A 24,801-nucleotide genomic window follows, 5' to 3' on the forward strand; every position below is an offset into this window, starting at 1 on the left:
CCGCCGTCATACCCGGACCTCGCGGGGGTATGCACGCCGAGACGCGCGACACACCACGGCGCCACGCGGTACCGATCAGGGCGCGGTGAAGGTCCGGCGATAGGCCGACGGCGACATACCGAGACTGCGCCGCAGGTGGTGGCGCAGATTGTCCGGCGAACCCAGCCCGGACATCTCCGCCACCGCGTCGACCGGGATATCCGCGGATTCCAGGAGTTCCCGGGCCCGCTGGATCCGGCGGTCGCGCAACCACGCCCCGGGCGACATTCCCGTTTCCGCCTGGAAGCGCCGGTTGAACGTCCGCCGGCTCATCCGGGCGTGTGCCGCGAGGGTGGCCACGCTCAGCGGTTCGGCCAGATGTCCCAGGGCCCAGGCCCGGGCGGCCGCGGTACTGCGATCGTCGTGCTCGGGTATGTGATGTTCGATGAACTGCGCCTGCCCGCCCTCGCGGAACGCGGGGACCACGCAGTGCCGGGCGACGCGGTTGGCCACCGCGGCGCCGTGGTCACGACGGATGATGTGCAGGCACAGATCGATTCCGGCCGCCAGGCCCGCCGAACTGAGCAGGGCGCCCTCGTCCACGAACAACACCGCCTCGTCGAGTTCGACCGCGGGGAACAGCCGGCGGAACCCGGCGGCGTACTGCCAGTGGGTGGTTGCCCGGCGGCCGTCCAGCAGGCCCGCGGCCGCGAGCACGAAGGCGCCGGTGCAGATCGACACCATCCGGGTACCGGGCGTGACGGTGGCCAGCGCGGCGGCGAGTGCGGGGACCAGACGCCCGTCGCGGCGGGCCGGTGCGAACCGCGTTCCGGGCACGATCACGGTATCGGCGGTGGCCAGCGCTTCGGGGCCGGCGGTGGCGACCAGGGAGTATCCGGTGGTGGTCCGGACCGGCCCGGGTTCGAGCGCGCAGAGTACGACGTCGTAGAGCGGGGTCCCGTCGTCACCGGTGGCCTCGCCGAAAAGCAGCGGCGGAATGGTCGCGTCGAAACCGATCGCCGGTTCGAGCAGCAGGACGGCGATCCGGTGGCGACGGACGGGCGCGGTGCCACCGCTCGATCCATTGGCACGATTTTCCGGCATATTGGCAATCCTGCCACTGGTGGCACTCCGCCCGCTACCGGATGCTGATTCCTCGTGACTACCGATATCGATCCCGGTAAAGCCCCGGTGCCGGCAGGCCGCGGACCACGGCTGCATTTCGCGTGGATCGTCGCCGCGGTGAGTTTCGTGGCGATCCTCGGCGCGGCCGGATTCCGCGCGGTGCCCAGTGTGATGATGACCCCGCTGCACCACGAGTTCGGCTGGTCGCATGCCACCATCGGCGCGGCGATGTCGGTGAACATGGTGCTGTTCGGCGTCACCGCCCCGTTCGCCGCCGCCCTCATGGACCGCTTCGGGGTCCGGCCGGTCCTCACCGGTGCGCTGATCGCGATCGCGCTGGGAACCGGTGTGGGCGTTTTCATGACCGCGAGCTGGCAGATGGTCCTGCTGTGGGGTGTCCTGGTCGGTCTGGGAACCGGATCCATCTCCATGGGTTTCGTGGCCACCGTCTCGACGCGCTGGTTCGTCGCGCGCCGGGGCCTGGTCACCGGCCTGCTCACCGCGGCCGGCGCCACCGGACAGCTCATCTTCCTACCGGTGGTCGCCGATGTGACCGAGCGGTTCGGCTGGCGCTGGGCCTCGGTGATCGTGACCGGGGCCGCGCTCGCGGTGATTCCGCTCGTGCTGCTGTTCATTCGCGACCGCCCGCAGGATATCGGCACCACGGCGTTCGGCGGAGATCCCGCCGAAACGCCGGAGCCGCTGCCCACCGGCAGCTTCGCGGCGGCCGCGAGCGGGCTGGTCCGGGGGGCGCGAGTGCCGGCGTTCTGGCTGCTGGCGGGAAGTTTCGCGATCTGCGGAATGACCACCAACGGCCTGATCGGCACCCATTTCATCCCGGCCGCGCACGATCACGGTATGCCGACGACGGTCGCCGCCTCCCTGCTGGCCACGGTGGGCATCTTCGATGTCGCGGGCACCGTCTTCTCCGGATGGCTCACCGACCGCGTGGATGCCCGCGTCCTGCTGGTGATCTATTACCTGGGCCGAGGTGCGTCGCTGCTGGCGCTACCGGCTCTGCTGTCCCCGGATGCCGAGCCGAGTACCTGGGTTTTCATCGTGTTCTACGGCCTGGACTGGGTGGCGACCGTACCGCCGACGATCGCCCTGTGCCGCAGCTGGTTCGGCGCCGCGGCCCCGGTGGTGTTCGGCTGGGTGTTCGCGGCACACCAGATAGGCGCCGCGGCGGCCGCTTTCGGGGCGGGATACATCCGCGACGCCCACGGGTCCTACGACAGCGCGTTCTTCGTGGCCGCGGGACTGTGCGTCGTGGCCGCGCTGCTCTGTGCCGCGGTCCGGGTGCCGGGCGGCCGGACCCGGGCGGAGGCTCCGGCCGCCGCCTGAATCCGGCACCGGGTCAGCCGACCGCCGCGGCCTTGCGCGCCTCTCGTTCGACCAGGCGGGCCCGCTGTTCCTCGAACCGCCGGACGTCTTTGCCGAGTTTCTCGAGGTACTCGGCCAGCTGCTCGCGGGCCTGCTCACCACGCGCGGTGAAATCCTCGCGTTCGAAGACCCGCCAGATCCGCAGGACCGGCATCAGCACCTCGTCGAGGTGCTGGCGCAGATCGTAGATACCGTGTTTGACCATCAGCACCCCGTTGCGGCGCCAGTTCGGCATCCCCCGGCCCGGCATCGCGAAATCGAGGATGATCTTCGTGACCGATTCCATCGCCTGGTCCGGGGCGAGGTCGAACGCCGCGTCGGCGAGGTTGCGGTAGAAGAGCATATGCAGGTTCTCGTCGGTGGCGATCCGCTTGAGCATCGCGTCGGCGACCGGGTCGTTGCACACCTTCCCGGTGCAGCGGTGGCTGATACGGGTGGCCAGCTCCTGGAACGTCACGTAGACGACCTGATCGAGCATGCCGTGGAAGTACTCGGGTGCGTGCACGCCACGGGTCAGGTGGACCATCCGGTCGTTCTCCAGCGCCACCGGGTCCACGCCGCGGGTCACCACCAGGTAGTCGCGCATGGCGATCCCGTGCCGGTTCTCCTCCGCGGTCCAGCGGTCCACCCAGGTGCCCCAGGCGCCGTCGCGGGAGAAATGCTCGCTGATGGTGCGGTGGTAGGAGGGCAGGTTGTCCTCGGTGAGCAGGTTGGTGATCATGGCGATCTTGGCGACCTCCGAGAGCCGTGACTGCCCGGGCTCCCAGTCCTGCCCGCCCATGGCGGCGAAGTTGCGGCCCTCGTCCCAGGGGACGTAGTCGTGCGGATGCCATTCCTTGGCGGTGCCCAGGTGCCGGTCGAGATTCTCGGCGACCACCGGTTCCAGTTCCACCAGCAACTCTTTTTGCGTCAGATCCCGGCCCATCAGATCCTCTCAGTTCGTCCTCGCACGATTTCGAAACTGGCAACGGTGTCCGGGCCGCCCCGAGGGCGGGCCGTGACGCCGACGATCATCGATGTGAAACGCATTCTCGACGCGAACGCGACGCGTACTGCGCGCCACTTTACCGATAGCCACCGGCTATCCCCAGCGGGCCCGCGACCGGGTCCGGGGACTCACGAGGTGCGGGAGAACCACCGGCGGAGGCGGCCGGGCACCGATACCGGGCGTGCCCGCGAGGTTCGTTCCCGCTCGAACCATCCGGGCAGCGGTTCCCGGGCCGCGAGCCAGGCCGCCGGGATCCCCGCGGGGCCGGATCCGGTGTAGGCGGCCACGATTCCGCCGGTGACGGCCGCGGTCGTATCGATATCGCCGTCGGCCTCGATACAGCTGGTGACCGCGGCCGGATAGTCGTCCAGGTGCCGGGCGGCCGCCCAGATCGTGAACGGCACCGTATTCTGCGCGGTGACCCGCGATCCGTTGCCCAATTCGGCGGCGGCCTGTTCGGTGGACGCGCCGAGCAGGGTGCGAGCGTGCCGGATACCCCGGGCCGTCTCGCCGTCGCGCAGCGGTGCCAGAACCGAGGTCACGAACTGTTCGGGCGTCGGCCGCACCCCGGTACGGCGGGCTCGTGCGGCCACGCCGGCGGCCACGGCCACCGCGACCGCTCCCGCCACTCCCTCGGGGTGCAGATGCGTCACCTCGGCCGACCGGATCGCCTCGGTGACGATCCGCCCGGGATCCCCGGCGAAGTACGCGCCGAGCGGTGCGACCCGCATGGCCGCGCCGTTCCCGCACGAACCCTGGCCGTCGTAGGCCGCGCCGGAGACCTCCCGCCAGGATTCACCCCGCCCGATCCGGCGCAGGGTGCCGACGGCCAGGAACCCGTAGTCGCGGCGGGGATCGAACCGGCGGGCGAAGGCGGCGGCGAGCCGATCCTGGTCGACGGCGCCGTGCCCGAGCAGTTCGGCCACGACGGAGCAGGCCATCTCCGTATCGTCGGTCCATCCCCACGGACCGGGTGTGAGATCGCCGGCCCGCAGCTCGGCGATCGAGCGGCGCATCACCGGGAATTCCGCCCCCAGCGCGTCCCCGACCGATAATCCGTCCAGTGAATCGAGCATGATGTCGATATCCATCGCCGTCGATCGTAGCCAGGAGGCGGGCGGTGGCACCATCGGACGACAGCCGGTGCGGGGCAACGCCGTTCGGGCGTATGCCACGGACCATCGGAACCGGTCCGCTAGGCCGGATCGATACGGAAGACGGCGCACCGGCCCGCCAGCGCGGCGAAGGCGTCCGGTGTCACCGCGTCCACCACACCGGCGTCGCGCATGAGGCGCGGGCCGTCGGTACCGGCGAGTTCGGGCCAGGCCCGCAGCACCGGTACGGCGGCCTCCGCGTCCAGTTCGGCCAGATGCACCCGTTGCGCGGTGCGTCCGGTGGCGAGTTCGGCGAATCCGTCGGCCGCGCGGATGTTGTGGGCCCAATCGGCACCGGGAAAACCTTCCAGCAGGTAGCGGTGACCGTCGAGGGTGATGACGGTCAGCGGGGTGCTACGCGGTTTCCCGCTGCGCCGGCCCGGCACGGTGAGTACCGGCAGCTCCCGCATACCCCCGAATTTCCGGATCAGGAGCAGGGCCCGGTTCAGTGGTTTGAGCCAGCGGGGCGGGGTGGCGGTACGGCCCGATCGGGGCATCGGTCGACTCCTGACGGTGCGGTGCGGACAACGGGCGCACGCCGGTATCGCCGTGCGTGCAATACCGTACATTGTACGCTGTTATTCCTCGCGGAGCCGTCCCAGGGGTCCGGCTACTACATCCCGCCGGTGAATCTGGCGTTGCGCTTGGTCGCCGAGTACTCGGGGAACGCGATATCGATCAGCGCGGCCAACCGGCCCAGCAGCGGCCCGCTGTGGCGCGGGCGATCGATCACGGCCCGGCACACCGCGTCCGCGCCCTGATCCGGTGTCAGCGCCGCGCTGTTCCGGTAGCGCTCGTTGGGCGCGAGCATGGGGGTGCGGACCAGGGGCATGTACATCGAGGTGAAGCGGACGTTCTCGGTCAGGGTTTCGGCGTGCAGGCTGCCGGCCAGCGAGTCCAGGGCGGCCTTGGAGGCCACGTAGGCGCTGTATCCGGGCCCGCCGAACTGGTTCGCGACCGACAGGACATCGACGATATGGCCGGACCGCCGGGTCCGCATTCCCGGCAGCACCGCGAGCATCAGGCGCGTGGCGGCGAAGTAGTTCAGGCGCATCGTGCGTTCGAAATCGTGGAAGCGATCGTAGGATTCGTCGAGCCGGCGCCGGATCGAGCGGCCCGCGTTGTTGATCAGGATGTCCACGCCGCCGTGCTCGGCGAGCACCGCCGCCGCCATGGCGTCCAGGGCGTCGAAATCGCTGAGATCACACGGGTGGACGGTGGCCGTACCGCCGGAATCCCGGATCTCCGCCGCGACCTTCGCGAGCTCCGCTTCCCGCCGGGCCACGAGCGCCACGGTGGCCCCGGCCGCGCCGAGCCGTACGGCTGTCGCCCGTCCGATTCCCGAGGAGGCGCCGGTGATCAGCACGGTACGTCCGGCCACCACCGTGGTGAGCGCGGTGCGGCGGCGCCGGCGGAACAGGCCGAGATCGGTGTCCAGGCCGTGGCAGGCCCGGTAGAGGGCGCCGGATTTTCCATACATAGTGATGGATCATAAATTATATGACAAGGGATGTATATTGCCGTGGTGGATGCTGCGAGCCTGCATTTGGTCGCCCGCCGGTTGCGCGCGATCGCGTTCGTCGCGACCGGAAACACCGGTCGCCGCCGGATTCCGCCCAGCGAGTACGCGGTGCTCGAGGACGTCGCACTGCATCCCGCTTCGTCGATCCGCGATATCACCCGGCGTACGGCGATCACCCAGAGCCTGGTCTCACGGATCGTGGCCCGGTTCCGCGAACAGGAACTGCTGACCACCGAGCCCGATCCCGACGACGCCCGCCGGGTCCGGGTGACGGTGGATCCCGGCGTCGCTCAGGACGTCTTCCGGACGCGCGGCCGGGCGCCGATCGACAGCGCGCTGGCGGTGGAACTGCCGCATCTGCCACCGGCACAGCGTGAACGGATGATCTCCCTGCTCGACGAATTGGCGGGCCTGCTCGCCACCGGAGGCGGCGGCTCCGAGTGAACGGCGCCCCGCCCTCCCGGGGCCGGGCGACCGTTTGGCCCGGGGGCACCCGGGTATGCGGCCGACATCGGTTCGATCACGGAGGAGGCGCGAGCGGGCGTACCGAAACTACGAGAAGCCGCGCCGTGCCGGGCAGTTCGGGCCGGGTACGCGCGGTGCCCCGCGTTTCGTAGCCCGCGGCGCCTCCGGTAGCAGGAGGCTCTCGATGTCCCAGGTTTCGCTGTCCAGACCGGCTTCGGCGGCGCGACGGATCACCGGCCATCGCGCGTTCGAGCGATGCGCCCGCGCCGGTTTCGTGATGGCGGGCGTGGTGCACCTGCTGATCGGCTATCTCGCCCTGCGAATCGCGTTCGGGTCGGGCGGCGGCGCCACCGACCAGTCCGGCGCGATGGCGGCACTGGCCGCCGAGCCGGGCGGAGTCCTCGTCCTGTCGGTGGGAGTGGTGGCGTTCGCGTTCATGGCGCTGTGGCGGTTCGCGGAGGCGATTCTCGGGGCCGGTACCCGGCTGGCCGAGAAGAACGGTGGATCGGCGGTAGTGCACCGGGTCAAAGCGTTCGCCGTCGCGCTGGTCTATGTGTCCTACGGTGTCACCGCCTTCGGTTTCGCACGGGGCAGCGGACGTTCCAGCGGCGGCGAGAGCGCCGGACTGTCGGCCCGGCTGATGCAGAGTTCCTCCGGTAGCGCGGTTCTCGTCGTCGCCGGTCTGGTGATCATCGCCGTCGGCGGTTATCACGTCTACAAAGGGGTGACGCGCAAGTTCACGAAGGAGCTGCGCACCGACGGCCCTGTACTCCGCCGGCTCGGCACCGTCGGCTATACCAGCAAAGGGATTGCCATCGGCGGTGTGGGTGTTCTGGTGATCGTCGCCGTCGCCCAGGCCGACCCCGGGAAGGCGGGTGGGCTGGACGCGGCGCTGAAAACGCTGGGAGCCCAGCCTTTCGGCATGTTCCTGCTGATCGCGGCGGGACTCGGGATCGCCGCCTACGGCCTCTACGATTTCGCCTGCGCTCGATACGCCCGGATGTGACCGGACCCGGTTCGCGGCCGCTCCGGATCCGCCGCGAATCGTCCCCGGGTCCTCCGATCGGAGGATGTGCGCACCGCCTCCGCGGCCTTAGCGTTTTCGCAGGTCGAGAACAGGGAGGGTGGCATGCTGGGAATTGTCCGGGACAACCCCGTCGCGACGATGATCGTGGTGTCCGAAGTGGGGCTGTGGGTGCTGCTCGCCGCCGGGCTCGTCGCACGGTATCTGTTGCGCCTGCGCACACTGGGCGCGGTACTGCTCTGGGGGATCCCGCTGCTCGATATCGCACTCATCGCGGCCGCGGCGGCCGATCTGCACCGGGGCGCCCGGCCCGGGGTGGTGCACGGTCTCGCGGCGATCTACCTCGGGGTGAGCGTAGCGTTCGGCCCCGCGGTGGTCCGCTGGGCGGATACCCGGTTCGCCCACCGTTTCGCGGGTGGTCCGGCCCCGGTGAAACCGGCCAAAGGCAGTAGAGAACGGGTGGAGGCCACCTGGCGTGAGTGGTACCGGGTAGTGCTGGCCGCCGTTATCGCCTCGGCGGCGCTGGGCCTGGTGATCGGACTCGTCGCGGAGGGCGAGCAGGTGGGGTCGCTGCTGACCTGGATCGGCCGGGCCTGGTCGATCACCGGTCTCTGGCTGGTCTTCGGGCCGCTGTGGGAGGAAGCGAGCGCACGCGGCGCCGGTGCGCGGCAGCCCTGATCGCGGGTCAGTGGATATGGTCGCGCCAGTCCGCCGGTACGCGCTCGCGGGGGCCGGGCACGGTCTGCGTGGGCGGATGATGGTGCGGTGGGGTGAGTGCCGGCCCCGTCTCGAACAGCTGCGTGGTGCGGAAGTCCCAGAACCAGTCCTCGCCGGGTTCGAAGCTCTGGATCACCGGATGCCCGGTCCGCTCGAAATGGCCGGACGCGTGCCGGGCCGGCGAGCTGTCGCAGCAGCCGATATGCCCGCACTGGGCGCAGCGGCGCAGATGAACCCACCAGCCCTGTTCCTGCTCACACTCGACACAACCCGGGCCGCTCGGTGGGACGGCCGGATCGACACCCTCGACAGTCGGCATCTCGGTCCTCTCGCAGTGGGTGGGGCGGTGGCGAGAACGAGATGTCCGGGCCGTACCGCCGCGGGCGGAACCTGCCCGGAGCAGCCTAACGCGCCGGTCGGGCATCCGGCGTGAACCCGACCCGCGCAGCGGCCGCCGTGCCCATTCCGCCGTACCGCGCCGCGGGCGTTCCGACGGTGCCCGGCGGGTGGTTACACTGCTCCGATGAGGCCCTTGATCAGCGGTTTCATCGCGATGACGAGCGCTGCGACGATATGGTCCGGCGGCGAAACGGCGCCCGCCGGGGCGACGCCCGGCGCCGGGATCACCTCCGAACCACTCGGGCAGCTATCGATTCCCGCGGGCCTCACGCCGTCCGGGCCCGGTACCGACCTCGTGGCGCGGCGGATCGTGATCGCACCGGGCGGTACCACCGGTTGGCATTACCACGACGGTCCGGTGCGCGGGCTGGTGACGGCGGGAACCCTGACCCATCCGGGCCCCGACTGTGTGGCGCCGGAGTATCGGGCGGGTGCGGTCCTCGACGAACCGGCCGGTGCCGGGAACGTCCATGCCGGTATGAATCTCGGTGCCGAACCGGTGGTGCTCTACGTGGTCTACGCGACACCGTCCGGGAAACCGCTGTTCCAGGACGCGCCCGCGCCGGAGTGCGCCGCCTGGCCCCGGTCCTGACAGAAACGGCCCGCCGGACGGCATCGTCCGGCGGGCCGTTCGCGCGGACTCCGCCGCGCCGATGGCATGCCGATTATTCGGCGGAGAAGCTCGCCAGCCCTCCGAATCCACTGAAGATATCGGAAAACGCGCTCAGAAGGTCACCGAGGCTGCCCAGATCCACTGAACCCATTTTTTCGCTCCTGTTCGTATCGGTCGATCCGGCGAGGCCGTTTTGCGCCGCCGAAGACATTGATAGTCACGTTATATAAACGTTATTCGTCACTCAGGTTAAATGGAGTTGAACTGTATTCCGGACAGAAAATGTCCTGAGTGCCGCGCGAATATAAGATCAACTGTGATCGCATGGCGCTGATCGGTATATATCCGGTGAAAATATATGCGCGGTCCACATATTTACGCGGATGACTCGACCCTGTGGAGTGATAACCGTTACACGGCTGTGAGCAGGCATGATGATCACCCGCTGTGTCTGGAAGTGTCGGTGTGCGCATCTCTGGTAATTTCCGCGCGGAGCCGCATCTATTTTTGATCATGATTCGGATCCCGGATTCCGAAGACTGTTTACGAATCGGATCGTACGCAAATATCCTGCGCTATCCGAAATTCTCTCGATCGAATAAGTCGCCGTGGCGATCTCGTGCGCGTGGTATGCGAAACATCCTCCCGCGGGGCTGTTTCCGGAATATCGGATAATGCTCGAATGCGGGAACCCGTTCGGCCGTCGATGCCGTGAGTTCGCAATCGTCGCCCGAATACTGTTCCGGCGGTACATATCCTACGATTCGGTGGAACCGGGTGACGGCGGCTGCGTGACGTTGCCGGATCGAACCGCTTCCGGTCATACCGCCTGATAACCGAGGGCGGCCGAAATCCGGCCCGCGGCCCGCCGCACCACCGGGATCAGGCCGCGCATCCGCTCGTCCGGCATATACGGCGTCGTCGCCGAGACGCTGACTGCGCCGACGACCGCGCGGGACGCATCGCGGATCGGGGCGGCGACGCATCGGATACCGGGCTCGTTGTCCTCGAGGTCCATGGCCGCGCCGGCCCGGGCATAGGCCTGCATCCGGGTGAGGAATTCGTCGAGTTCCCCGCGGCGGGCCGCGGGCGGGAGCGCCGCTTCGTCGGCCGTGTACTGCCCGGCCCAGCGGTCGGCGGCGTCGAGTAGCAGCGCCTTGCCGACGCCGGCGCGGGTGAGCGGCATCCGGTAACCGATCCTCGACCGCATCTCCGCGCCCCGTGACCCGGGGAGTTTGTCGAGGTAGAGGACCGATCCGCCGTCCTCAACCGCCAGATGGACGGTATCGAGGACGGTGGCCGACAACTCCTCCAGAACCGGACGCGCCACGAGCGGCAGCGGGTTCCCGTGTAAGGCCTTGAAACCCAATTCGATGAGTGCCGGTCCGAGTGTGTAGCCGCGGGCGTCGTGGCGCAGGAAACCCTCGAGAACGAGGAGTTGCGCGAGCCGGTGGGTGCTGCTGCGACCCAATCCGGTGCGTTCGACGATCTCCCGCAATCCGTGCGCGCCGTCGGCGACGGCGCGGACAACGGCCAGACCTCGCGCGAGGGTCTGGGTGCCGGGTGGAATCTCATCGTGCGCGAGGGCCATGAGCTCCACAGTCCCATAAATAGGGAGCAGGTTGGTAATAATGGGATGCCCTGGTCATAGTGACCGTCATGACACCCGACCGGCCAGAGCTCTCGACGCCGCGACTCATCGCACTCGACTGGGGTACGAGTTCGATGCGGTCCTGGCTGCTCGGCGCCGGTGGCCGGGTCCTCGATACCCGCGAGCCCGGCGGCGGGCTGCTCGATATGGCCGCGGGAACGGACGCCGCCGATGCGGCGGCCCGCGCGCGGGCCTACGAAGCGGCTTTCCAGGAGGTGTGCGGCGCCTGGCTGCGTGACCATCCCGCGCTGCCCACCCTCGCCTGCGGCATGGTGGGCAGCGCGCAGGGCTGGCGCGAAGCCGGCTATCTCACGGTGCCGGCCCGACTGGACGCCCTCGCGCACGGACTCACCGATGTCTGCGCGGCCGGGGGCGTACTGCATCTCGTACCCGGGCTGCGAGTCCCCTCCGATCCCCGCGACGATATCGCCGGCGATGTCCTGCGCGGTGAGGAGACACAGGTCCTGGGCGCGCTGGAACTGATCGGCGAACCAGGCGCCGGCCATACTCTCGTGCTGCCCGGAACCCACACCAAATGGTTGCGGGTCGACGACGGCAAGGTGCTCTCGTTCACCACGGCCATGAGCGGGGAGCTGTACGGCCTGGTCACGCGGCACGGGCTGCTGAGCCATACCGCCACCACACCGCGCCGCGACGACACCGCGTTCTCGCGGGGCCTGACCGCCGGATTCTCCCCGCACGGCCGCGGGCTGAGCACCGCCCTGTTCGGGGCGCGGGCGCTGGTACTCGACGGCCTGCTCGATCCGGCCTCGCTGGCCGACTACGTCTCCGGCGTCGTCATCGCCGACGAAGTGCGCAATCTGCTCCCGCACCAGGGCGGCGCGGACCCGATCGTGCTGTGCGGAAATACCGACCTGTGCCGCCGCTACGCCGTCGCGCTGCGGATGCGCGGCGTGCCGGCCCGGATCGTGAGCGGTGACGACGCGGCCGCCGCCGGACTGTGGTCGGTCGCCGTCGCGGCGGGCCTGGTCGCGGCGGACGGGAGTCCACGATGACCGGGCCACGACAACCGACCACGAACGAGGAGACCCTCATGGCCGACCCGGCGCCCGCGGGCGCATCCGGACTGATCGCGATCCTGCGCGGAATCACCCCCGACGAGGTGATCGCGGTCGGGACCGTACTGGTCGAAGAAGGTATCCACGCTATCGAGGTACCGCTGAACTCACCGGACCCGTTCCGCTCCATCGAGCTCCTGGCGGGGTGTTTCGGCCGGCGGATCCCGGTCGGCGCCGGCACCGTACTGAGCGTCGAGGATGTGGCGCGCGCCCGGACGGCGGGTGCCGCAGTTATCGTGTCTCCCGATACGAATACCGAGGTCATCGCCGCCTCACTGGCCGCCGGTATGCGCCCGTACCCCGGGGTGGCGACGCCGACCGAGGCGTTCACCGCGGTGCGCGCGGGCGCCCGTAGTCTCAAGATGTTCCCGTCCGACGCGCTGGGCATCTCCGGTATGCGGGCGGTCCGCGCCGTGCTGCCGGCCGAGGTCGAACTGCTGCCGGTGGGCGGGGTGGACGAATCGAACCTCGGGGACTGGCTCGCCGCGGGAGCCGGCGGCGCCGGTCTCGGGACCTCGCTCTACCGGCCCGGCGACAGCGCCGACGAGGTGCGTGGCAGAGCTCGCCGACTCTCGAAAATCTGGGCCCGGACCCGATAGTGCCCGCTCGTCACCGGACAACGCAGTCCGCTGCACAGGAGGAAAGTCATGAAGATCGCGTCGATCAGGACGTACACGCTGCCGCCGCGGTGGCTGTTCGTGCGTATCGAAACCGACGACGGCGTCGTCGGCTGGGGTGAGCCGGTACTGGAAGGCCGGGCGGCCTCGGTCGCGGCGACGGTCGAGGAACTGTCGGACTACCTGATCGGACAGGATCCGGGGCAGATCGAGGATCTGTGGACCGTGCTCTACCGGGGTGGTTTCTACCGCGGCGGCGGTATCCATATGAGCGCGCTGGCGGGTATCGATCAGGCGCTGTGGGATATCAAGGGCAAGGCGCTCGGCGTCCCGGTGCACGAGCTGCTCGGCGGCCGGGTGCGTGATCGCATCAAGGTGTACTCCTGGATCGGCGGCGACCGGCCGGACGAAACGGCGAAGGCCGCCCGGGACGCGGTCGGTCGCGGTTTCAGCGCCGTGAAGATGAACGGCACCGAGGAACTGCAGTACCTCGACACCTGGGACAAGATCGACCGGTGCGTGGCCAACGTGGCGGCCGTTCGTGAGGCCGTCGGCCCGGATATCGGAATCGGCGTGGACTTCCACGGACGCGTGCACAAACCGATGATGAAAGTGCTGCTGCGCGAGCTGGAACCGTTCCGGCTGATGTTCGTCGAGGAACCCGTGCTGTCCGAGCACATCGACAGCGTCGTGGACGTGCTGCGGCAGTCCCCGATCCCGATCGCGCTCGGGGAGCGGCTGTTCTCGCGCTGGGATTTCAAATCGGTGATCGCCTCGGGCGCGGTGGATATCATCCAGCCCGATCCCTCGCACTGCGGGGGTATCACCGAAGCGCGCAAGATCGCGCATATGGCCGAGGCCTACGATATCGCCCTGGCACTGCACTGCCCGCTCGGCCCGATCGCGCTGGCCTCGTGCCTGCAGATCGATGCGGGGTGCTACAACGCGACCATCCAGGAACAGAGTCTGGGCATCCACTACAACACCACCAACGAGCTGCTCGACTATCTCGTGGATCCGGCGGTGTTCACCTATTCCGACGGGCAGGTCCGGATTCCGGACGGTCCCGGTCTGGGCATCGAGATCAACGAGGAGTACGTGCTCGAACGGGCAGCGGTCGGGCACCGGTGGCGGAACCCGATCTGGCGTCACAGTGACGGATCGTTCGCGGAGTGGTGAGTATGAGAACCTTGATCGAGAAAAGCACTGCCCCCACTACTTTGGCCGTCAAAGCGAGCCGGGCCCGGATCCTGATCGCGGTCATGCTGTTCGTCACCGTGGTCATCAACTATATGGACCGGGCCAACCTGTCCATCGCGGTACCCGCCATCGCCGAGGAGATGGATCTGTCTTCGGCCCAGCAGGGCCTGCTGCTCTCGGCCTTCGGCTGGACCTATGCCGCCCTGCAGATTCCGGGTGGCTGGTTCGTCGACCGGGTGCCGCCCCGGGTGCTGTACCCGGCGTGCCTGGTGCTGTGGTCGGTGGCGACGGTGTTCATGGGCATCATCGGCGGTTTCGTCGCACTCATCGTGCTGCGGCTGCTGGTCGGAACCTTCGAGGCCCCGGCCTATCCCATCAACAACCGGGTCGCCACCGCCTGGTTCCCCGAGCGGGAACGCGCCACCGTCATCGGTTTCTACACCTCGGGCCAGTTCATCGGCCTGGCGTTGCTGACCCCGGTGCTGTCGTGGCTGCAGTCGGTGCTGAGCTGGCACTGGGTTTTCATCTTCACCGGCGGGGTCGGGATCGTCTGGGGTCTGATCTGGTACCTCGTGTACCGCGAGCCCCGCGATTCCCGCGCCAACGATGCCGAGATCGCCCATATCCGTGAGGGCGGCGGTCTCGTGGATCTGACCGGTTCCCGGCCCACGCGCGCCAAGGTGACCCGGAGCGATATCGCGACGGTGCTCGGCCGGCGGAAACTGTGGGGCGTGTACCTGGGCCAGTTCTGCCTGACCTCCACCCTGTGGTTCTTCCTCACCTGGTTCCCGACCTACCTGGTGAAATACCGCGATATGGATTACATCAAATCCGGATTCCTCGCCTCCCTGCCGTTCATCGCCGCGGTGATCGGGGTGCTGTTCTCCGGTGTGTTCTCCGATTACCTGCTGCGGCGCGGGGTCCCGCTCGGAATCGCCCGCAAGGGCCCGATCATCGCCGGACTGCTGTTGAGCACCACTCTGATCGGTGCCAATTTCACCGACTCGACCGTGCTGGTGATCGTGTTCCTGTCGGTGGCGTTCTTCGGCAACGGGCTGGCCTCGATCACCTGGTCGCTGGTCTCCGCCCTGGCTCCCGAGCGGTTGATCGGCCTGACCGGTGGCATGTTCAATTTCATCGGCAACCTCTCGGGTATCGCTACGCCCATCGTCATCGGGTTCCTGGTCACCGATGCGAGCTTCGCGCCCGCGTTCGTCTACATGACCGTCGTGACCCTGCTCGGTATCACGTCGTATGTACTGCTCGTCGGCCGCGTCGAACGGGTCCGCGAGCGGGGGACCGTCCCGGAACCCGGGTAACCCTGCCCTCCGCATACCGGTGAGGGGTGTGCGAAACGGTCCGCCGCCGCGCGCGGTGGACTCCGATACCGCCTGTGATGTCCGAGTGCGTCGCGGGCGGTATCGTCACCTCGGCCGGTTGCACCTCCTCCGACCGGGGGAGATGCACCCGTTAGGTTGACACAGCTCTCTGGCATCAACGGCCGGAAAGACATCATCGGCTACTCCGGTAGTCCCACCTCGTCCGGGTCTTTGTCCGTGCGCAGGCCCCTCCAGCTCGAATGCCGGACCCCTTCGCCGGTGTACTCGCGGTATTCGATATCGCAGACGAGCACCGGATGCACCCACTGTGGACTGGCAGGCCGCCCGACCCGGCCCCGCGACAGAATGAACAGTGGTTCGGCGCAGGCGATGTCGTCCAGGCGGGCTCGTAGTTCTCGGCGTTCCGCGGCGGTGAATCCGGTGCCGACATTCCCGATATGAAGCAGCCGTCCGGTCGAGTCGTGGCCGGCCAGGATCAAGGACCCGAATGATGTGCTTGCCGACCCGGTACCGGGTACCCATCCGGCCACGATGGCCTCGGTGGTCTTGCGGATCGGTGATTTGACCCATGCCCGCGATCGGCGCCCGGGCCGGTACGCCGAATCGAGGCGTTTGGAGATGATGCCCTCCAAGCCCGTCTCGGCCGCAGCGGCGAGCAGCCGGTCGGCGCCGACACCAACCCAGTACGGCGGGGTCTGAATCGGAGCGGCATCGAACCCCAGCTCCTGCAGTCTGTCCCGGCGATCGAGATAGGACAGGGCGGTCACGTCCTCGCCATCGACGGATAGGACGTCGAAGCAGAACAGCTGCACCGGTACCGCCGAGATCAACGCCCGCGACGGGCGGCTGACGTGCATACGGCGCTGCAGCAGCCCGAACGATGGCACCCCCGCCGGATTCTGCGCGATGATCTCCCCGTCGACCACCATGTCGCGGCCGCTGGATCGCTCGGCGAGCGCGGTGACCATTTCGGGGTACGAGCCACTGATATCGCGGCCGTTGCGGCTGAACAACCGGCACTCCCCGCCGTCGCAGACGGTGATCGCACGCACGCCGTCCCACTTCATCTCCACTGCCCACCCCGGATTATCCGGTGGTCGGCCCGAGACGGCCAGCATCGGTGCCGGAACCCGGCCCGGTGTCAGGCCGCTGTGGGGTCGTAGACGGGGGCGTCGGACTTGTGAGCCATGCTTACCTCCTGCTCGAGCGAAGCGGGATAAAGCCAGGTCGACTGCAGAATACGAGCTGTCACGCCGACCGCTCGACCGGACACGCATGGATGGTGCAAACGGGGTCATCCGAGTTCCGGAACCCAGCCCGAACAGGCCCGCCCGGCGACGGAATCGACACCGCCCAGGCGGTCCATAGGCATCAGGTCGCTGTCGATGCGCTCGATCGGACCGGCAGGGTTCTCTAGAGCCCGCGCTCTCGGTCTCGGGACGGCTGCAGGTGATGACTACACGCTGGACAGCGTGGCTTTCGCGCTGTCTCCGCCGCTGTGGCGAAGCACCGCGAGGTACACGAACTCTTCCCGAAGGAGGCCCACCAAGCCCGGGTGGGATGACCATGCGGTCGAAACATGTTCTCCGGCAACGATGGTAGTCGGGTTCAAGCCGGTGCCGTCGAGCAGCAGGGCCAGGTCGGCCGGGGTGTAGCAGCGTAGGGACTGCTCGATGACGCGGTCCGGCGCGGCCGGCTCCCACCAGGTGTCGAATGCGGTGCAGGTGACCGGATCGAATCGAATCCGTTCTCTGAGTTCGTAATCATAGCCACTGTCGATGTCCGCCACCCGGTGTTCCTCGTCGCCGTCCCAGCCGGCCCAGACGAAGGGATTGAAAACATCGACAAGGGCCGCGGCCCCCGGTCCGAGCCACTCGGATGCGATGCGTCGGAGCAGCCGACGCTGGTCCGCGTCCGATCCGACGCCGAATCCGTTCCAGTAGCAGACCGCGTCGAAGGGTCCCTCCAGCTCCACGGTGTAGAAGTCCGCTTTGTGCAGGGTCAACGCCCCGGGGACGACATCCCGCGCCAATCCGCCGGTGAAGTCCGCACGGTCACTGATTTCGACCGCGACCACCTCGTAACCGCCCGCGCGGCCGCCACGGCCGTCGTACCGTACCCCGATCCGAGCTCCAGAATCCGCCCGCTCTCGACACCATGCCGGCGAAGCAGGTCCACCCGGCGGTGGTCCCGATCGGTGACCCGGGCCTCGGCCTTGCCCCACCACGAGCCACTTCTGGAATAGAACTCCCGCACCCAGTCCACGTGGGCGAGTCAACCAGAGACGCCGCGACGGTTCACGAGAATTTTCCGCTCCCGGGGCAGAGGCCGGGTGGATTCGAGAGCGACCGCAGCCTCGGCACCGCCGATTTCGGTGAACGCGTTCGACTTTCGGGGCCCGCCGCCTTCTTGTAATCGTCCCAGTTGGTCGGGTTGTATTCAGCGTGCGCAATCCGGTGTTCGACTTCGACGTACTCTCGATTTTGTTCCCATTGCAGCCGGCGTACCTCGGACTCGGCTTTCACGGTGCCGTGACCTTTCCGGCACCGCATGAGGGCCGGTGACCGGCGCCGACCAGGTTCGCGGCCCACCCGGCGGTCGGGCTCGCGTGCCGTGGCCGCGGTGCCGGGGATCCCGGCCCCGCGGCGGGAGACCGCGGCGGCTACCGGCTCGCGTACACCACCAGCAGATCACGCATGGCGCGGATCTCCCGGTTGGCCTCCGTGAGCGCCGTGCGCAGGCGATGGTTCTCGTCGAGCAGATCGTCGAACTCGAGGGCCGTATCCGAAACGGCCCCGGTGGTACGGACATGGACCAGAGTGGCGGGAGCCGGTTCCTGGTCGGGCGTGGCGTCGGAGGCCGGGTCGGTATCGGCGGTCGCCGTGAGCAGGGGTTCGGAGGTGGCGGCGGCCTCCGATACCGGCTCGGGGGTCGCCGGGGTCTCCTCGGCCGCCTCGGCGGCGGGTGTCTCGGGTGCCGTGGCGGCGGGCCGGGTCCGGCGGCGGGGTTTCGGTTGCGCGGGTGCGGTGGCGGCCTCGTCGGCGATGCCCGCGGCCTTGACCCAGTTCGCGATGGTGTTCGTCGCGGGTGAACCGCCTTCGCGCTCGGACACCGCGGTGCAGGCGGCGTTGAGTGTTTTTCCTTGATCGATAAGTTTTTTCACCCGGTTCACGAGTTTGGTCTGTTCTCTTTTCGAGTAACGCACTGCCATGGTTTCCTCCTGCTCCGAGCGTTTGCACGCAAATTGAACCATTGTCCAGCACTTGTCGTCACGTCGGTGCCGGGTGAATGCCGATGATGCGGCGGCAATGTCCGAGCGGAGTTCGTCGAATGCCTTTTGTGGCAATGAGTTTGAATGAATTCGAAGGGGTCCGGAGGGGGAGCGCGGGTAGGGCGGCCGGTCCGTGTTCGTCTCGGCGACACCGCGGAGCAGTTGCCGGACCAGCGAAGTATCCCGCTGATGCCGGCGGCGTTGTGCCGTGGTGGGCCGTGGTTACGGTCGTCCCGGGAAATCTCCGCGCCGGGCGGCGAACCTGTCTCATCTTGGCAACGACCGTTCCGCGTGCGTGGCGGCGGCTGTTAATTTGGGCCTGCTTTCTGTCGACAGTCCGTAGCTCGATTGCCCGAGCGAAGAGGAGACGGAACATGCAGTCCGCGGCGACCGGGATATTCCGATGATCACGCGCCTGGTGATATTCGGCGGCACCGGAGATCTGACGGGCCGCTATCTGCTTCCCGGCCTGGCCGCGCTGCGTACCGGCGGTTATCTCGACGACGGGTTCGATCTCGTCTGCGCCGATCTGGCGGACTGGGACGACCGGCGATTCCGGGCCTGGGTATCGGACTGCCTCGACCGGTATGCCGGTGACCTACCGGAACAAACGCGGGACGCGGTGGCCGCGGCCGCCCGGTACCGGCAGGTGGATGTGCGCAACGCGGTCGACGTGGCCGGACTGGTCGCCGGAGAGCGGCCGGTCGCGGTCTATCTCGCACTGGCGCCCGCGTTGTTTCCCGCGGCGATACAGACGCTGCACGCCGCCGAGATGCCCGCCGGCAGCCGAATCGTGCTGGAGAAACCGTTCGGCGAGGATCTGGCCACCGCGCAGCGCCTGAATCGGCAGCTCGCGGATCTGCTCCCGGAGCAGGCGATCTTCCGGGTGGATCATTTCCTCGCCATGACGACGGTACAAAACCTTTTGGGCAGCCGGCTGGCCAACCGGGTACTGGAATCCATCTGGAACAGTTCTCATATCGCGAAGATCGAGATCGTCTGGGACGAGACGCTCACGCTCGAGGATCGCGCCGGATACTACGACCATGTGGGTGCCCTGAAAGATATGGTGCAGAACCATCTCCTGCAATTGATGTGCCTGGTGGCGATGGAACCGCCGATCACCCTGTCGGAGCGCGACCTGCGCGACCGCAAGGTCGATGTGCTGCGCTCGGTGCGGCCACTGTCGGACGGCGATATCCCGCACCGCACCCGGCGTGGCCGCTACTGCGCGGGCGCCGTCGGTACCCGGGCGGTGCCGTCCTACACCGACGAGGCAGGCGTGGATCCGCAACGCCGGATCGAGACCTTCGCCGAAATCGAACTACGTCTCGACAACTGGCGCTGGTCGGGGACCTCCTTCGTCCTGCGCACCGGAAAAGCGCTGGCGCAAGACCGCAAAGAGGTCGCCGTACACTTCCGGCCGGTGCCGTCCATGCCGTTCGGGCACGACGGCGGCACGGCGCCGAATGTGCTGCGATTCGGGCTCGACCCGGAAAGCCTCACGCTGGCGCTGACAGCGGTGGGTGCCAGCGTGGACACCCTGGCGCCGCTCACCTTGACCGCGCATATCGAACCACCCGAACTGCCCGCCTACGGGACATTGCTGATGAATGTGCTGGAGGGCGATCCGGCGCTGTCCATCCGCGCGGACGAGGCCGAGGAGGCGTGGCGGGTGCTGGCGCCGGTACTCGCGGGCTGGTCGCGCGATCTGGCGCCCCTGGAGGAGTATCCCGCGGGTTCTCTCGGGCCCGCCGAGATCGACAGGATCGGATGACCGGCGCGCGGGCCCCGGAGATCCCGCCGGGGCCACCGGCGCCGTATGTCGTCGTGATGGGGGTGTCGGGTACCGGGAAGAGTACGACCGGGCGACTGCTCGCCCTGCGGCTGGACGTACCGTTCGCCGATGCCGACGATCTGCATTCGCCGGCGAATCTGGCCAAGATGGCGGCCGGGGTACCGCTCGACGACTCGGACCGCGGGCCGTGGCTGGCCGCGGTCGGCGAGTGGCTGCGGTTTCGGAACGAGGACGGCTCCGGCGGGGTGATCGCCTGTTCGGCGCTGAAACGGGATTACCGTGACCGGCTCCGGGTCGCGGTGCCGGGCCTGTTCTTCGTGCATCTGACTGCCGAGCGGCCGGACCTGCTCGCTCGGATGTCCGCGCGGGGCTCACATTTCATGCCCGCGACGCTGCTCGATTCGCAGCTGGATACCCTCGAGCCGCTGCATCGGGATGAGCCGGGAGTGACCGTGCGGGGTGCGACAGGGCCCGAGCATGCCGTCGACCTCGTCGCCGACCGGGTTCGCGGCCACACCGGCGGGCACTGACACGGATCGGCCACCGGACCCTCGCGGTGCCCGGCGGTCGGCCGGTTCGGCGTCGTGCCGGTGCCCCGAGACGGACGAGCAGCCGGTCCTTCGCGGACCGGCTGCTCGCTGACCGGGCGTACTGCGCCATGCGCCCGGTCACCGGGACCGGTATGGCCGGTCAGCAGCCGTCGGGAACCGGCTCACCGCGGAAGCGTGCCTCCACGAAGTTCCAGGCGTCGGCGAATCCGGCCACCGCCGCGGTCATATGCTCGGCGATATCGTAGGTGGTGAGTTTCACCGGTGCGCCCGCGCGGCAGTAGCGGTCGGCGAACTCGGCGACACCGTCGTACGGGGTGAGAGTGTCGTACCGGCCGTGCCACAGATAGGTGGGCGCGGTCGGCACACCGTCGTAGAAGCGCAGGCTGTTCTCGTGCAGGACTTCACGGGCTTCCGGGCTGTCCATCAGGCTCTTGGACGCCGCCATCTGTTCGGCGCTGCGGAAGGCGCCGTGGAACAGCAGGAACCGGCGGCACGCGTCATGGGTGAACTCCCGGAACCAGAGGCCGTTCTCGTTGAGCTGATCGGAGATCGGCAGCCGGTGCGGGTATTCGCGTTCCAGTCCCATCGCCGCGGCGAACGCCAGGCCGAAACCGGGATGCGGTGCGAAACCCAGCCCCAGCGCCATCTGCTCGAGATCGGCCGGGATACCGCCGGCGACCACCGCCGAGATCTTCAGCTCCGGTGCGTAGGTCGGGTGCATGGCCGCGGCCCAGCCGGTGGCCAGCCCGCCGCCGGAGTATCCGGCCACGGCCACCGGGGACTCGGACAGGCCGAGTTCGGTCACCCGCTGGACGGCGCGGATGCTGTCCAGGGTGACCATGCCGCTGAGCCGCCCGGCGGCGTAGGCGACGTTCGGGCCGAGATAGTCGGGCACCGAGATGGCCCAGCCGCGCCCGATCGGGAGCATGGCGCCGACGGCGTCCTGGAGCTCACCGTTGAACAGCGACCGCGAGGGATTGCATCGGGTGCCGAGCGAATTGATCAGCGCCTGGTAGGAGACCAGGGGCGGATGTTCCACGCCGGTGGGCAGGAGCACCGTCGTCATTCCCATGATGGCCTCGCCCCGGGAATTGGTGGAGCGGAAGGCCACCTGCCAGCCCTCGGTGCCCATATAGGGACCGGTATCGATCTTGCGGGTGCGGACGACGTCGCCGGGTTCGCGGTCGGCGATATCGGCGGGTGCGGTGTAGAAGGGGTCCGGATCCGGCTGGGGGTAGAGCGGTTCGGCGTGCGCGTCGACGCCGAACATTCCCACCGAGAACAGGGACAGCAGGAGGATCAGGATTCGGTTGGAGAATCTGGACACGATCTTCTTTCGGACAGCAGGAATCGACCGGTGGCGGCCGGCATTCGTGGTGCCGTGAGTGCCGTTTCCGGGAGGTGATACGCGAAGCCCACGGCGAACGTCGTCGGCCGCCGTGGTGTGCGCCGCGGCGGCCCGGAGGCAGCGTGGTGGTCACTCGAATGAACTGTCTCCGTTGGCTTGTGGCCGCGGTTCGGTTCTGCCGGTTGAGCGCTACCTTACGACGCGGACGTATCGTAGCGGCGATCCCGGTCGGGGGATACGCGCCTTTTTGCCCGAATTCATAACGATCGACCCGGCGCCTTTCCACCGGTCACAAGCGCCCGGTGCGGCCGGGAACGCGGCGTCTGTCCGGTGCTGGCAGGAATCCGCCGTCACATAATTTCCGCGGCGGCCTCCGCCGGGCCGTACCGGTAATCGTCGAGCGGGAACCGGACCGCTTCGCGGTGGGCGTTGACGGTACTGGTCGGGCGCAGGAGCGCGGCTTCGCCGTGCTGATTGAAATAGTAACTGCGCGCGCTCGCGCAATCGCCGCCGTAGAACACCGAGGAGCCGAGTTTATCGGTGACGCGATCCAGGAATTCGGCGTTGGCGCGTTCGCTGACCTCGAAGGTGGTTTCACCGCGGCGGCGCAACTCCCGGAAGAGGCGGCCCATATGTTTCATCTGCGCCTCGATGGTGGTGAAGTAGGACAGGCCGCTATAGGAATAGGGACTGTTGAGGCTGAGGAAATTGGGGAATTTCGGCACCGTGATGCCCTCGTAGGCCTGGAACCGGTTGCCGCGCCAGAATTCACCGAGATCCACCCCGTCGCGGCCGACGATCCGGAAGGCGGGAAAGTTCACGTCCCAGAGGTTGAACCCGGTGGCCAGGATCAGGGTGTCGATCGGTGTCTCGGTGCCGTCGGCGGTGACGATGCCACCCGGTTCGATCCGGTCGATCGATTCGGTCTCGAGCCGGACGTGCGGTTTGTTGAAGGTGGCGAAATAGCGGTTGGAGAAGGTGGGCCGCTTGCACCCGAAATCGTAGTGGGGCGTGAGCTGCTCCCGGACGTGTTCGTCGCGGACCTGGGCACGCAGATGCGCCTTGGCCAGCAGGGCCGCCGCCTTGTTCATCGGCCGGGCCTGTTTGTAGTGCAGGACCCCCACCACCATGAGGGCCTCCAGCAGGGAGGTGTTCACCAGCCGCGCGGCCTTCTGGCTCGCCGGCATCCGGGCGAAGAGCCGCTGCACGGCCGGCGGTATCGGCATATCGATCTTGGGGACCACCCAGATCGGCGTCCGCTGGAAGACGGTGAGCGCGCGCGCCCGCGCGGCGACCTCGGGGACCAGCTGGACGCTGGTGGCGCCGGTGCCGATGATCGCGACCCGGCGATCGGTGAGGTCGTATCCGGCGTCCCAGTCGGTGGTGTGGATGATCTTGCCGGCGAAGGACTCGATGCCCGGGAACGGGGGAGTGTAGGGCTGGGACAGGAAACCGGTCGCGGTGAGCAGATAGCGGGCGGTGAGCTCCTCGCCGCCGGTTGTCGAGACCACCCACTGCTGTTCTCCGGCGTCCCAGCGGGCGCTCTCGACGGTGGTGCCGAATCGCATACGCTCCCGCAGGGCGTATTTATCGGCGATGTGCTCCGCGTATTTCTTCAGTTCGGCGCCGGGCGCGAACAGGCGCGACCAGTGGGGGTTGGGTTCGAAGGAATAGGAATAGGTCACCGAGGCGATATCGACGGCCAGCCCGGGATAGCGGTTGACATGCCAGGTCCCCCCGAGATCCGATTCGCGCTCCAGGATGACGAAATCACGCAGACCGAGGCGGTCGAGCTGGATGGCCGCCCCCATTCCGCCGAATCCCGCACCGACCACGACGGCGTCATATCGAGGTGCCACGCCGAACCCTCCTACCGATCTGAACGACACATCACAGAATGACACATCATTCCGCTTCTGATGACAGTATCATCGAGGACGTGACGAAGCCATCGACGAGAGCCGAACGACGTAAGGCCGAGCTTCGGCAGGAGATCATCGATACCGCGTTCGTCTGCTTCGCCGAGCAGGGCTACCACGCCACCGGGATCGCCGATATCGCCACCGCGCTGGGTATCGGGCACGGCACCTTCTACCGCTACTTCAGCAACAAGCGCGACATCATCGACCATGTGATCGACGATCTCGCGGCGCGGATCATCGAAGCCCTGGGCACCGACAACGCGCCCGACGCGGCCACCACCCTGGACCAGTACCGGGAGCAGATCGACCGGATCGGCGTCGCGCTGACCCGGATCCTGATCGCGGACCGCCGAGTGGCGCAGTTGCTGCTCTTCCACGCCACGGGCATCGACGACGAACTCACCCGGCGCCTCTACGGTCTGCTCGATACCGCCGACGCGCTCACCGCGGGATACCTCGATCACGGTGTCGAACTCGGCTATCTGCGCGCCGATCTCGATACCCGCAATACCGCGCGGGCGGTCACGGGCATGTTGCTCGCCGGGGTGGTGCACGGCCTGCGGGATCCGGACGAGAACGCCATCGCCGATCTCAACCGGGCCATCCGGCGGTTGCTGGTGGACGGGGTGCGCGCCGACCGGCTATGAGCCGGGCC

At 68.1% G+C, this 24,801-nt stretch carries 24 protein-coding genes; 12 read left to right on the forward strand and 12 right to left on the reverse strand.

From position 1 onward, the window contains the following. Positions 1-75 precede the first annotated feature (75 nt). Positions 76-1,083, reverse strand: a complete 1,008-nt coding sequence (locus ACZ6SF_RS05930) for a GlxA family transcriptional regulator (protein WP_466060839.1) — start codon at positions 1,081-1,083, stop codon at positions 76-78. Positions 1,084-1,137: 54 nt separating this feature from the next. Here ACZ6SF_RS05930 and ACZ6SF_RS05935 point away from each other — a divergent pair, with 54 nt between their 5' ends. Then, the gene (locus tag ACZ6SF_RS05935; protein ID WP_466060840.1) at positions 1,138-2,448 is read left to right on the forward strand and encodes an MFS transporter; all 1,311 of its coding nucleotides are present in this window, start codon (positions 1,138-1,140) and stop codon (positions 2,446-2,448) included. Positions 2,449-2,461: 13 nt separating this feature from the next. Here the strand turns inward: ACZ6SF_RS05935 and ACZ6SF_RS05940 are convergent, their stop codons facing one another. The 4 genes from ACZ6SF_RS05940 to ACZ6SF_RS05955 all read right to left on the reverse strand — a co-directional run bounded on the left by ACZ6SF_RS05940 (position 2,462) and on the right by ACZ6SF_RS05955 (position 6,109). After that, positions 2,462-3,412, reverse strand: coding sequence for an acyl-ACP desaturase (locus ACZ6SF_RS05940; RefSeq protein ID WP_466060841.1), 951 nt, complete (start codon positions 3,410-3,412; stop codon positions 2,462-2,464). A 191-nt stretch (positions 3,413-3,603) separates the two neighbouring features. After that, positions 3,604-4,566: an ADP-ribosylglycohydrolase family protein gene (locus ACZ6SF_RS05945; RefSeq protein ID WP_466060842.1), complete on the reverse strand. Its 963-nt coding sequence runs from the start codon at positions 4,564-4,566 to the stop codon at positions 3,604-3,606. A 104-nt stretch (positions 4,567-4,670) separates the two neighbouring features. Then, positions 4,671-5,126: a nitroreductase/quinone reductase family protein gene (locus tag ACZ6SF_RS05950; RefSeq protein ID WP_466060843.1), complete on the reverse strand. Its 456-nt coding sequence runs from the start codon at positions 5,124-5,126 to the stop codon at positions 4,671-4,673. A gap of 116 nt (positions 5,127-5,242) precedes the next feature. After that, complete coding sequence (locus ACZ6SF_RS05955; protein WP_466060844.1) at positions 5,243-6,109, reverse strand: SDR family NAD(P)-dependent oxidoreductase; 867 nt, start codon at positions 6,107-6,109, stop codon at positions 5,243-5,245. Positions 6,110-6,154: 45 nt separating this feature from the next. Here ACZ6SF_RS05955 and ACZ6SF_RS05960 point away from each other — a divergent pair, with 45 nt between their 5' ends. The 3 genes from ACZ6SF_RS05960 to ACZ6SF_RS05970 all read left to right on the forward strand — a co-directional run bounded on the left by ACZ6SF_RS05960 (position 6,155) and on the right by ACZ6SF_RS05970 (position 8,318). Continuing rightward, complete coding sequence (locus ACZ6SF_RS05960) at positions 6,155-6,595, forward strand: MarR family transcriptional regulator (protein ID WP_466060845.1); 441 nt, start codon at positions 6,155-6,157, stop codon at positions 6,593-6,595. Positions 6,596-6,800: 205 nt separating this feature from the next. Beyond that, entirely contained in the window at positions 6,801-7,622 is an 822-nt protein-coding gene (locus ACZ6SF_RS05965; protein ID WP_466060846.1) for a DUF1206 domain-containing protein, read from the forward strand. A 123-nt stretch (positions 7,623-7,745) separates the two neighbouring features. Next, positions 7,746-8,318, forward strand: a complete 573-nt coding sequence (locus ACZ6SF_RS05970; protein ID WP_466060847.1) for a hypothetical protein — start codon at positions 7,746-7,748, stop codon at positions 8,316-8,318. A gap of 7 nt (positions 8,319-8,325) precedes the next feature. Here ACZ6SF_RS05970 and ACZ6SF_RS05975 read toward each other — a convergent pair whose 3' ends face one another. Continuing rightward, entirely contained in the window at positions 8,326-8,676 is a 351-nt protein-coding gene (locus tag ACZ6SF_RS05975) for a UBP-type zinc finger domain-containing protein (RefSeq protein ID WP_466060848.1), read from the reverse strand. A 204-nt stretch (positions 8,677-8,880) separates the two neighbouring features. Here ACZ6SF_RS05975 and ACZ6SF_RS05980 point away from each other — a divergent pair, with 204 nt between their 5' ends. Further along, a complete protein-coding gene (locus tag ACZ6SF_RS05980; protein WP_466060849.1) occupies positions 8,881-9,348 on the forward strand; it encodes a cupin domain-containing protein in 468 nt (155 codons plus the stop codon). A gap of 841 nt (positions 9,349-10,189) precedes the next feature. Here the strand turns inward: ACZ6SF_RS05980 and ACZ6SF_RS05985 are convergent. Beyond that, positions 10,190-10,960 (reverse strand): IclR family transcriptional regulator, encoded by a 771-nt coding sequence (locus tag ACZ6SF_RS05985; RefSeq protein ID WP_466060850.1) that lies wholly within the window; start codon positions 10,958-10,960, stop codon positions 10,190-10,192. A 68-nt stretch (positions 10,961-11,028) separates the two neighbouring features. On the opposite strand from ACZ6SF_RS05985, the gene ACZ6SF_RS05990 reads away from it, so the two are divergent. Genes ACZ6SF_RS05990 through ACZ6SF_RS06005 form a run of 4 tightly spaced genes read left to right on the forward strand, consistent with a single transcriptional unit; the run spans position 11,029 to position 15,235 of the window. Further along, complete coding sequence (locus ACZ6SF_RS05990) at positions 11,029-12,036, forward strand: 2-dehydro-3-deoxygalactonokinase (protein ID WP_466060851.1); 1,008 nt, start codon at positions 11,029-11,031, stop codon at positions 12,034-12,036. Beyond that, complete coding sequence (locus ACZ6SF_RS05995) at positions 12,033-12,698, forward strand: 2-dehydro-3-deoxy-6-phosphogalactonate aldolase (protein ID WP_466060852.1); 666 nt, start codon at positions 12,033-12,035, stop codon at positions 12,696-12,698. The genes ACZ6SF_RS05990 and ACZ6SF_RS05995 overlap by 4 nt, the downstream gene beginning before the upstream one ends. Before the next feature lie 48 nt (positions 12,699-12,746). Further along, a complete protein-coding gene (gene dgoD / locus ACZ6SF_RS06000) occupies positions 12,747-13,895 on the forward strand; it encodes a galactonate dehydratase (protein WP_466060853.1) in 1,149 nt (382 codons plus the stop codon). A 2-nt stretch (positions 13,896-13,897) separates the two neighbouring features. Further along, positions 13,898-15,235 (forward strand): MFS transporter, encoded by a 1,338-nt coding sequence (locus tag ACZ6SF_RS06005; protein ID WP_466060854.1) that lies wholly within the window; start codon positions 13,898-13,900, stop codon positions 15,233-15,235. 200 nt (positions 15,236-15,435) lie between these two features. Here ACZ6SF_RS06005 and ligD read toward each other — a convergent pair whose 3' ends face one another. The 3 genes from ligD to ACZ6SF_RS06020 form a co-directional block, all read right to left on the reverse strand. Continuing rightward, a complete protein-coding gene (ligD, locus tag ACZ6SF_RS06010) occupies positions 15,436-16,374 on the reverse strand; it encodes a non-homologous end-joining DNA ligase (protein WP_466061356.1) in 939 nt (312 codons plus the stop codon). 338 nt (positions 16,375-16,712) lie between these two features. Then, on the reverse strand, positions 16,713-17,333 hold the full coding sequence (locus ACZ6SF_RS06015) for a class I SAM-dependent methyltransferase (protein WP_466060855.1): 621 nt from the start codon (positions 17,331-17,333) through the stop codon (positions 16,713-16,715). A 585-nt stretch (positions 17,334-17,918) separates the two neighbouring features. After that, complete coding sequence (locus tag ACZ6SF_RS06020; protein WP_466060856.1) at positions 17,919-18,419, reverse strand: hypothetical protein; 501 nt, start codon at positions 18,417-18,419, stop codon at positions 17,919-17,921. A gap of 511 nt (positions 18,420-18,930) precedes the next feature. Between ACZ6SF_RS06020 and ACZ6SF_RS06025 the strand changes: the two genes are divergently transcribed. Together ACZ6SF_RS06025 and ACZ6SF_RS06030 are read left to right on the forward strand one after the other, a co-directional pair. Beyond that, positions 18,931-20,304, forward strand: coding sequence for a glucose-6-phosphate dehydrogenase (locus ACZ6SF_RS06025; RefSeq protein ID WP_466060857.1), 1,374 nt, complete (start codon positions 18,931-18,933; stop codon positions 20,302-20,304). Further along, on the forward strand, positions 20,301-20,855 hold the full coding sequence (locus ACZ6SF_RS06030) for a gluconokinase (RefSeq protein WP_466060858.1): 555 nt from the start codon (positions 20,301-20,303) through the stop codon (positions 20,853-20,855). Before ACZ6SF_RS06025 ends, ACZ6SF_RS06030 begins: the two co-directional genes overlap by 4 nt. Before the next feature lie 160 nt (positions 20,856-21,015). On the opposite strand, the gene ACZ6SF_RS06035 is transcribed toward ACZ6SF_RS06030, so the two are convergent. Both ACZ6SF_RS06035 and ACZ6SF_RS06040 read right to left on the reverse strand, forming a co-directional pair. Further along, complete coding sequence (locus tag ACZ6SF_RS06035) at positions 21,016-22,203, reverse strand: lipase family protein (protein ID WP_466060859.1); 1,188 nt, start codon at positions 22,201-22,203, stop codon at positions 21,016-21,018. 371 nt (positions 22,204-22,574) lie between these two features. Beyond that, complete coding sequence (locus tag ACZ6SF_RS06040) at positions 22,575-24,083, reverse strand: flavin-containing monooxygenase (protein WP_466060860.1); 1,509 nt, start codon at positions 24,081-24,083, stop codon at positions 22,575-22,577. 38 nt (positions 24,084-24,121) lie between these two features. On the opposite strand from ACZ6SF_RS06040, the gene ACZ6SF_RS06045 reads away from it, so the two are divergent. Then, a complete protein-coding gene (locus ACZ6SF_RS06045; protein WP_466060861.1) occupies positions 24,122-24,793 on the forward strand; it encodes a TetR/AcrR family transcriptional regulator in 672 nt (223 codons plus the stop codon). Positions 24,794-24,801 lie beyond the last annotated feature (8 nt).

Source organism: Nocardia sp. NPDC049935, assembly GCF_055586645.1.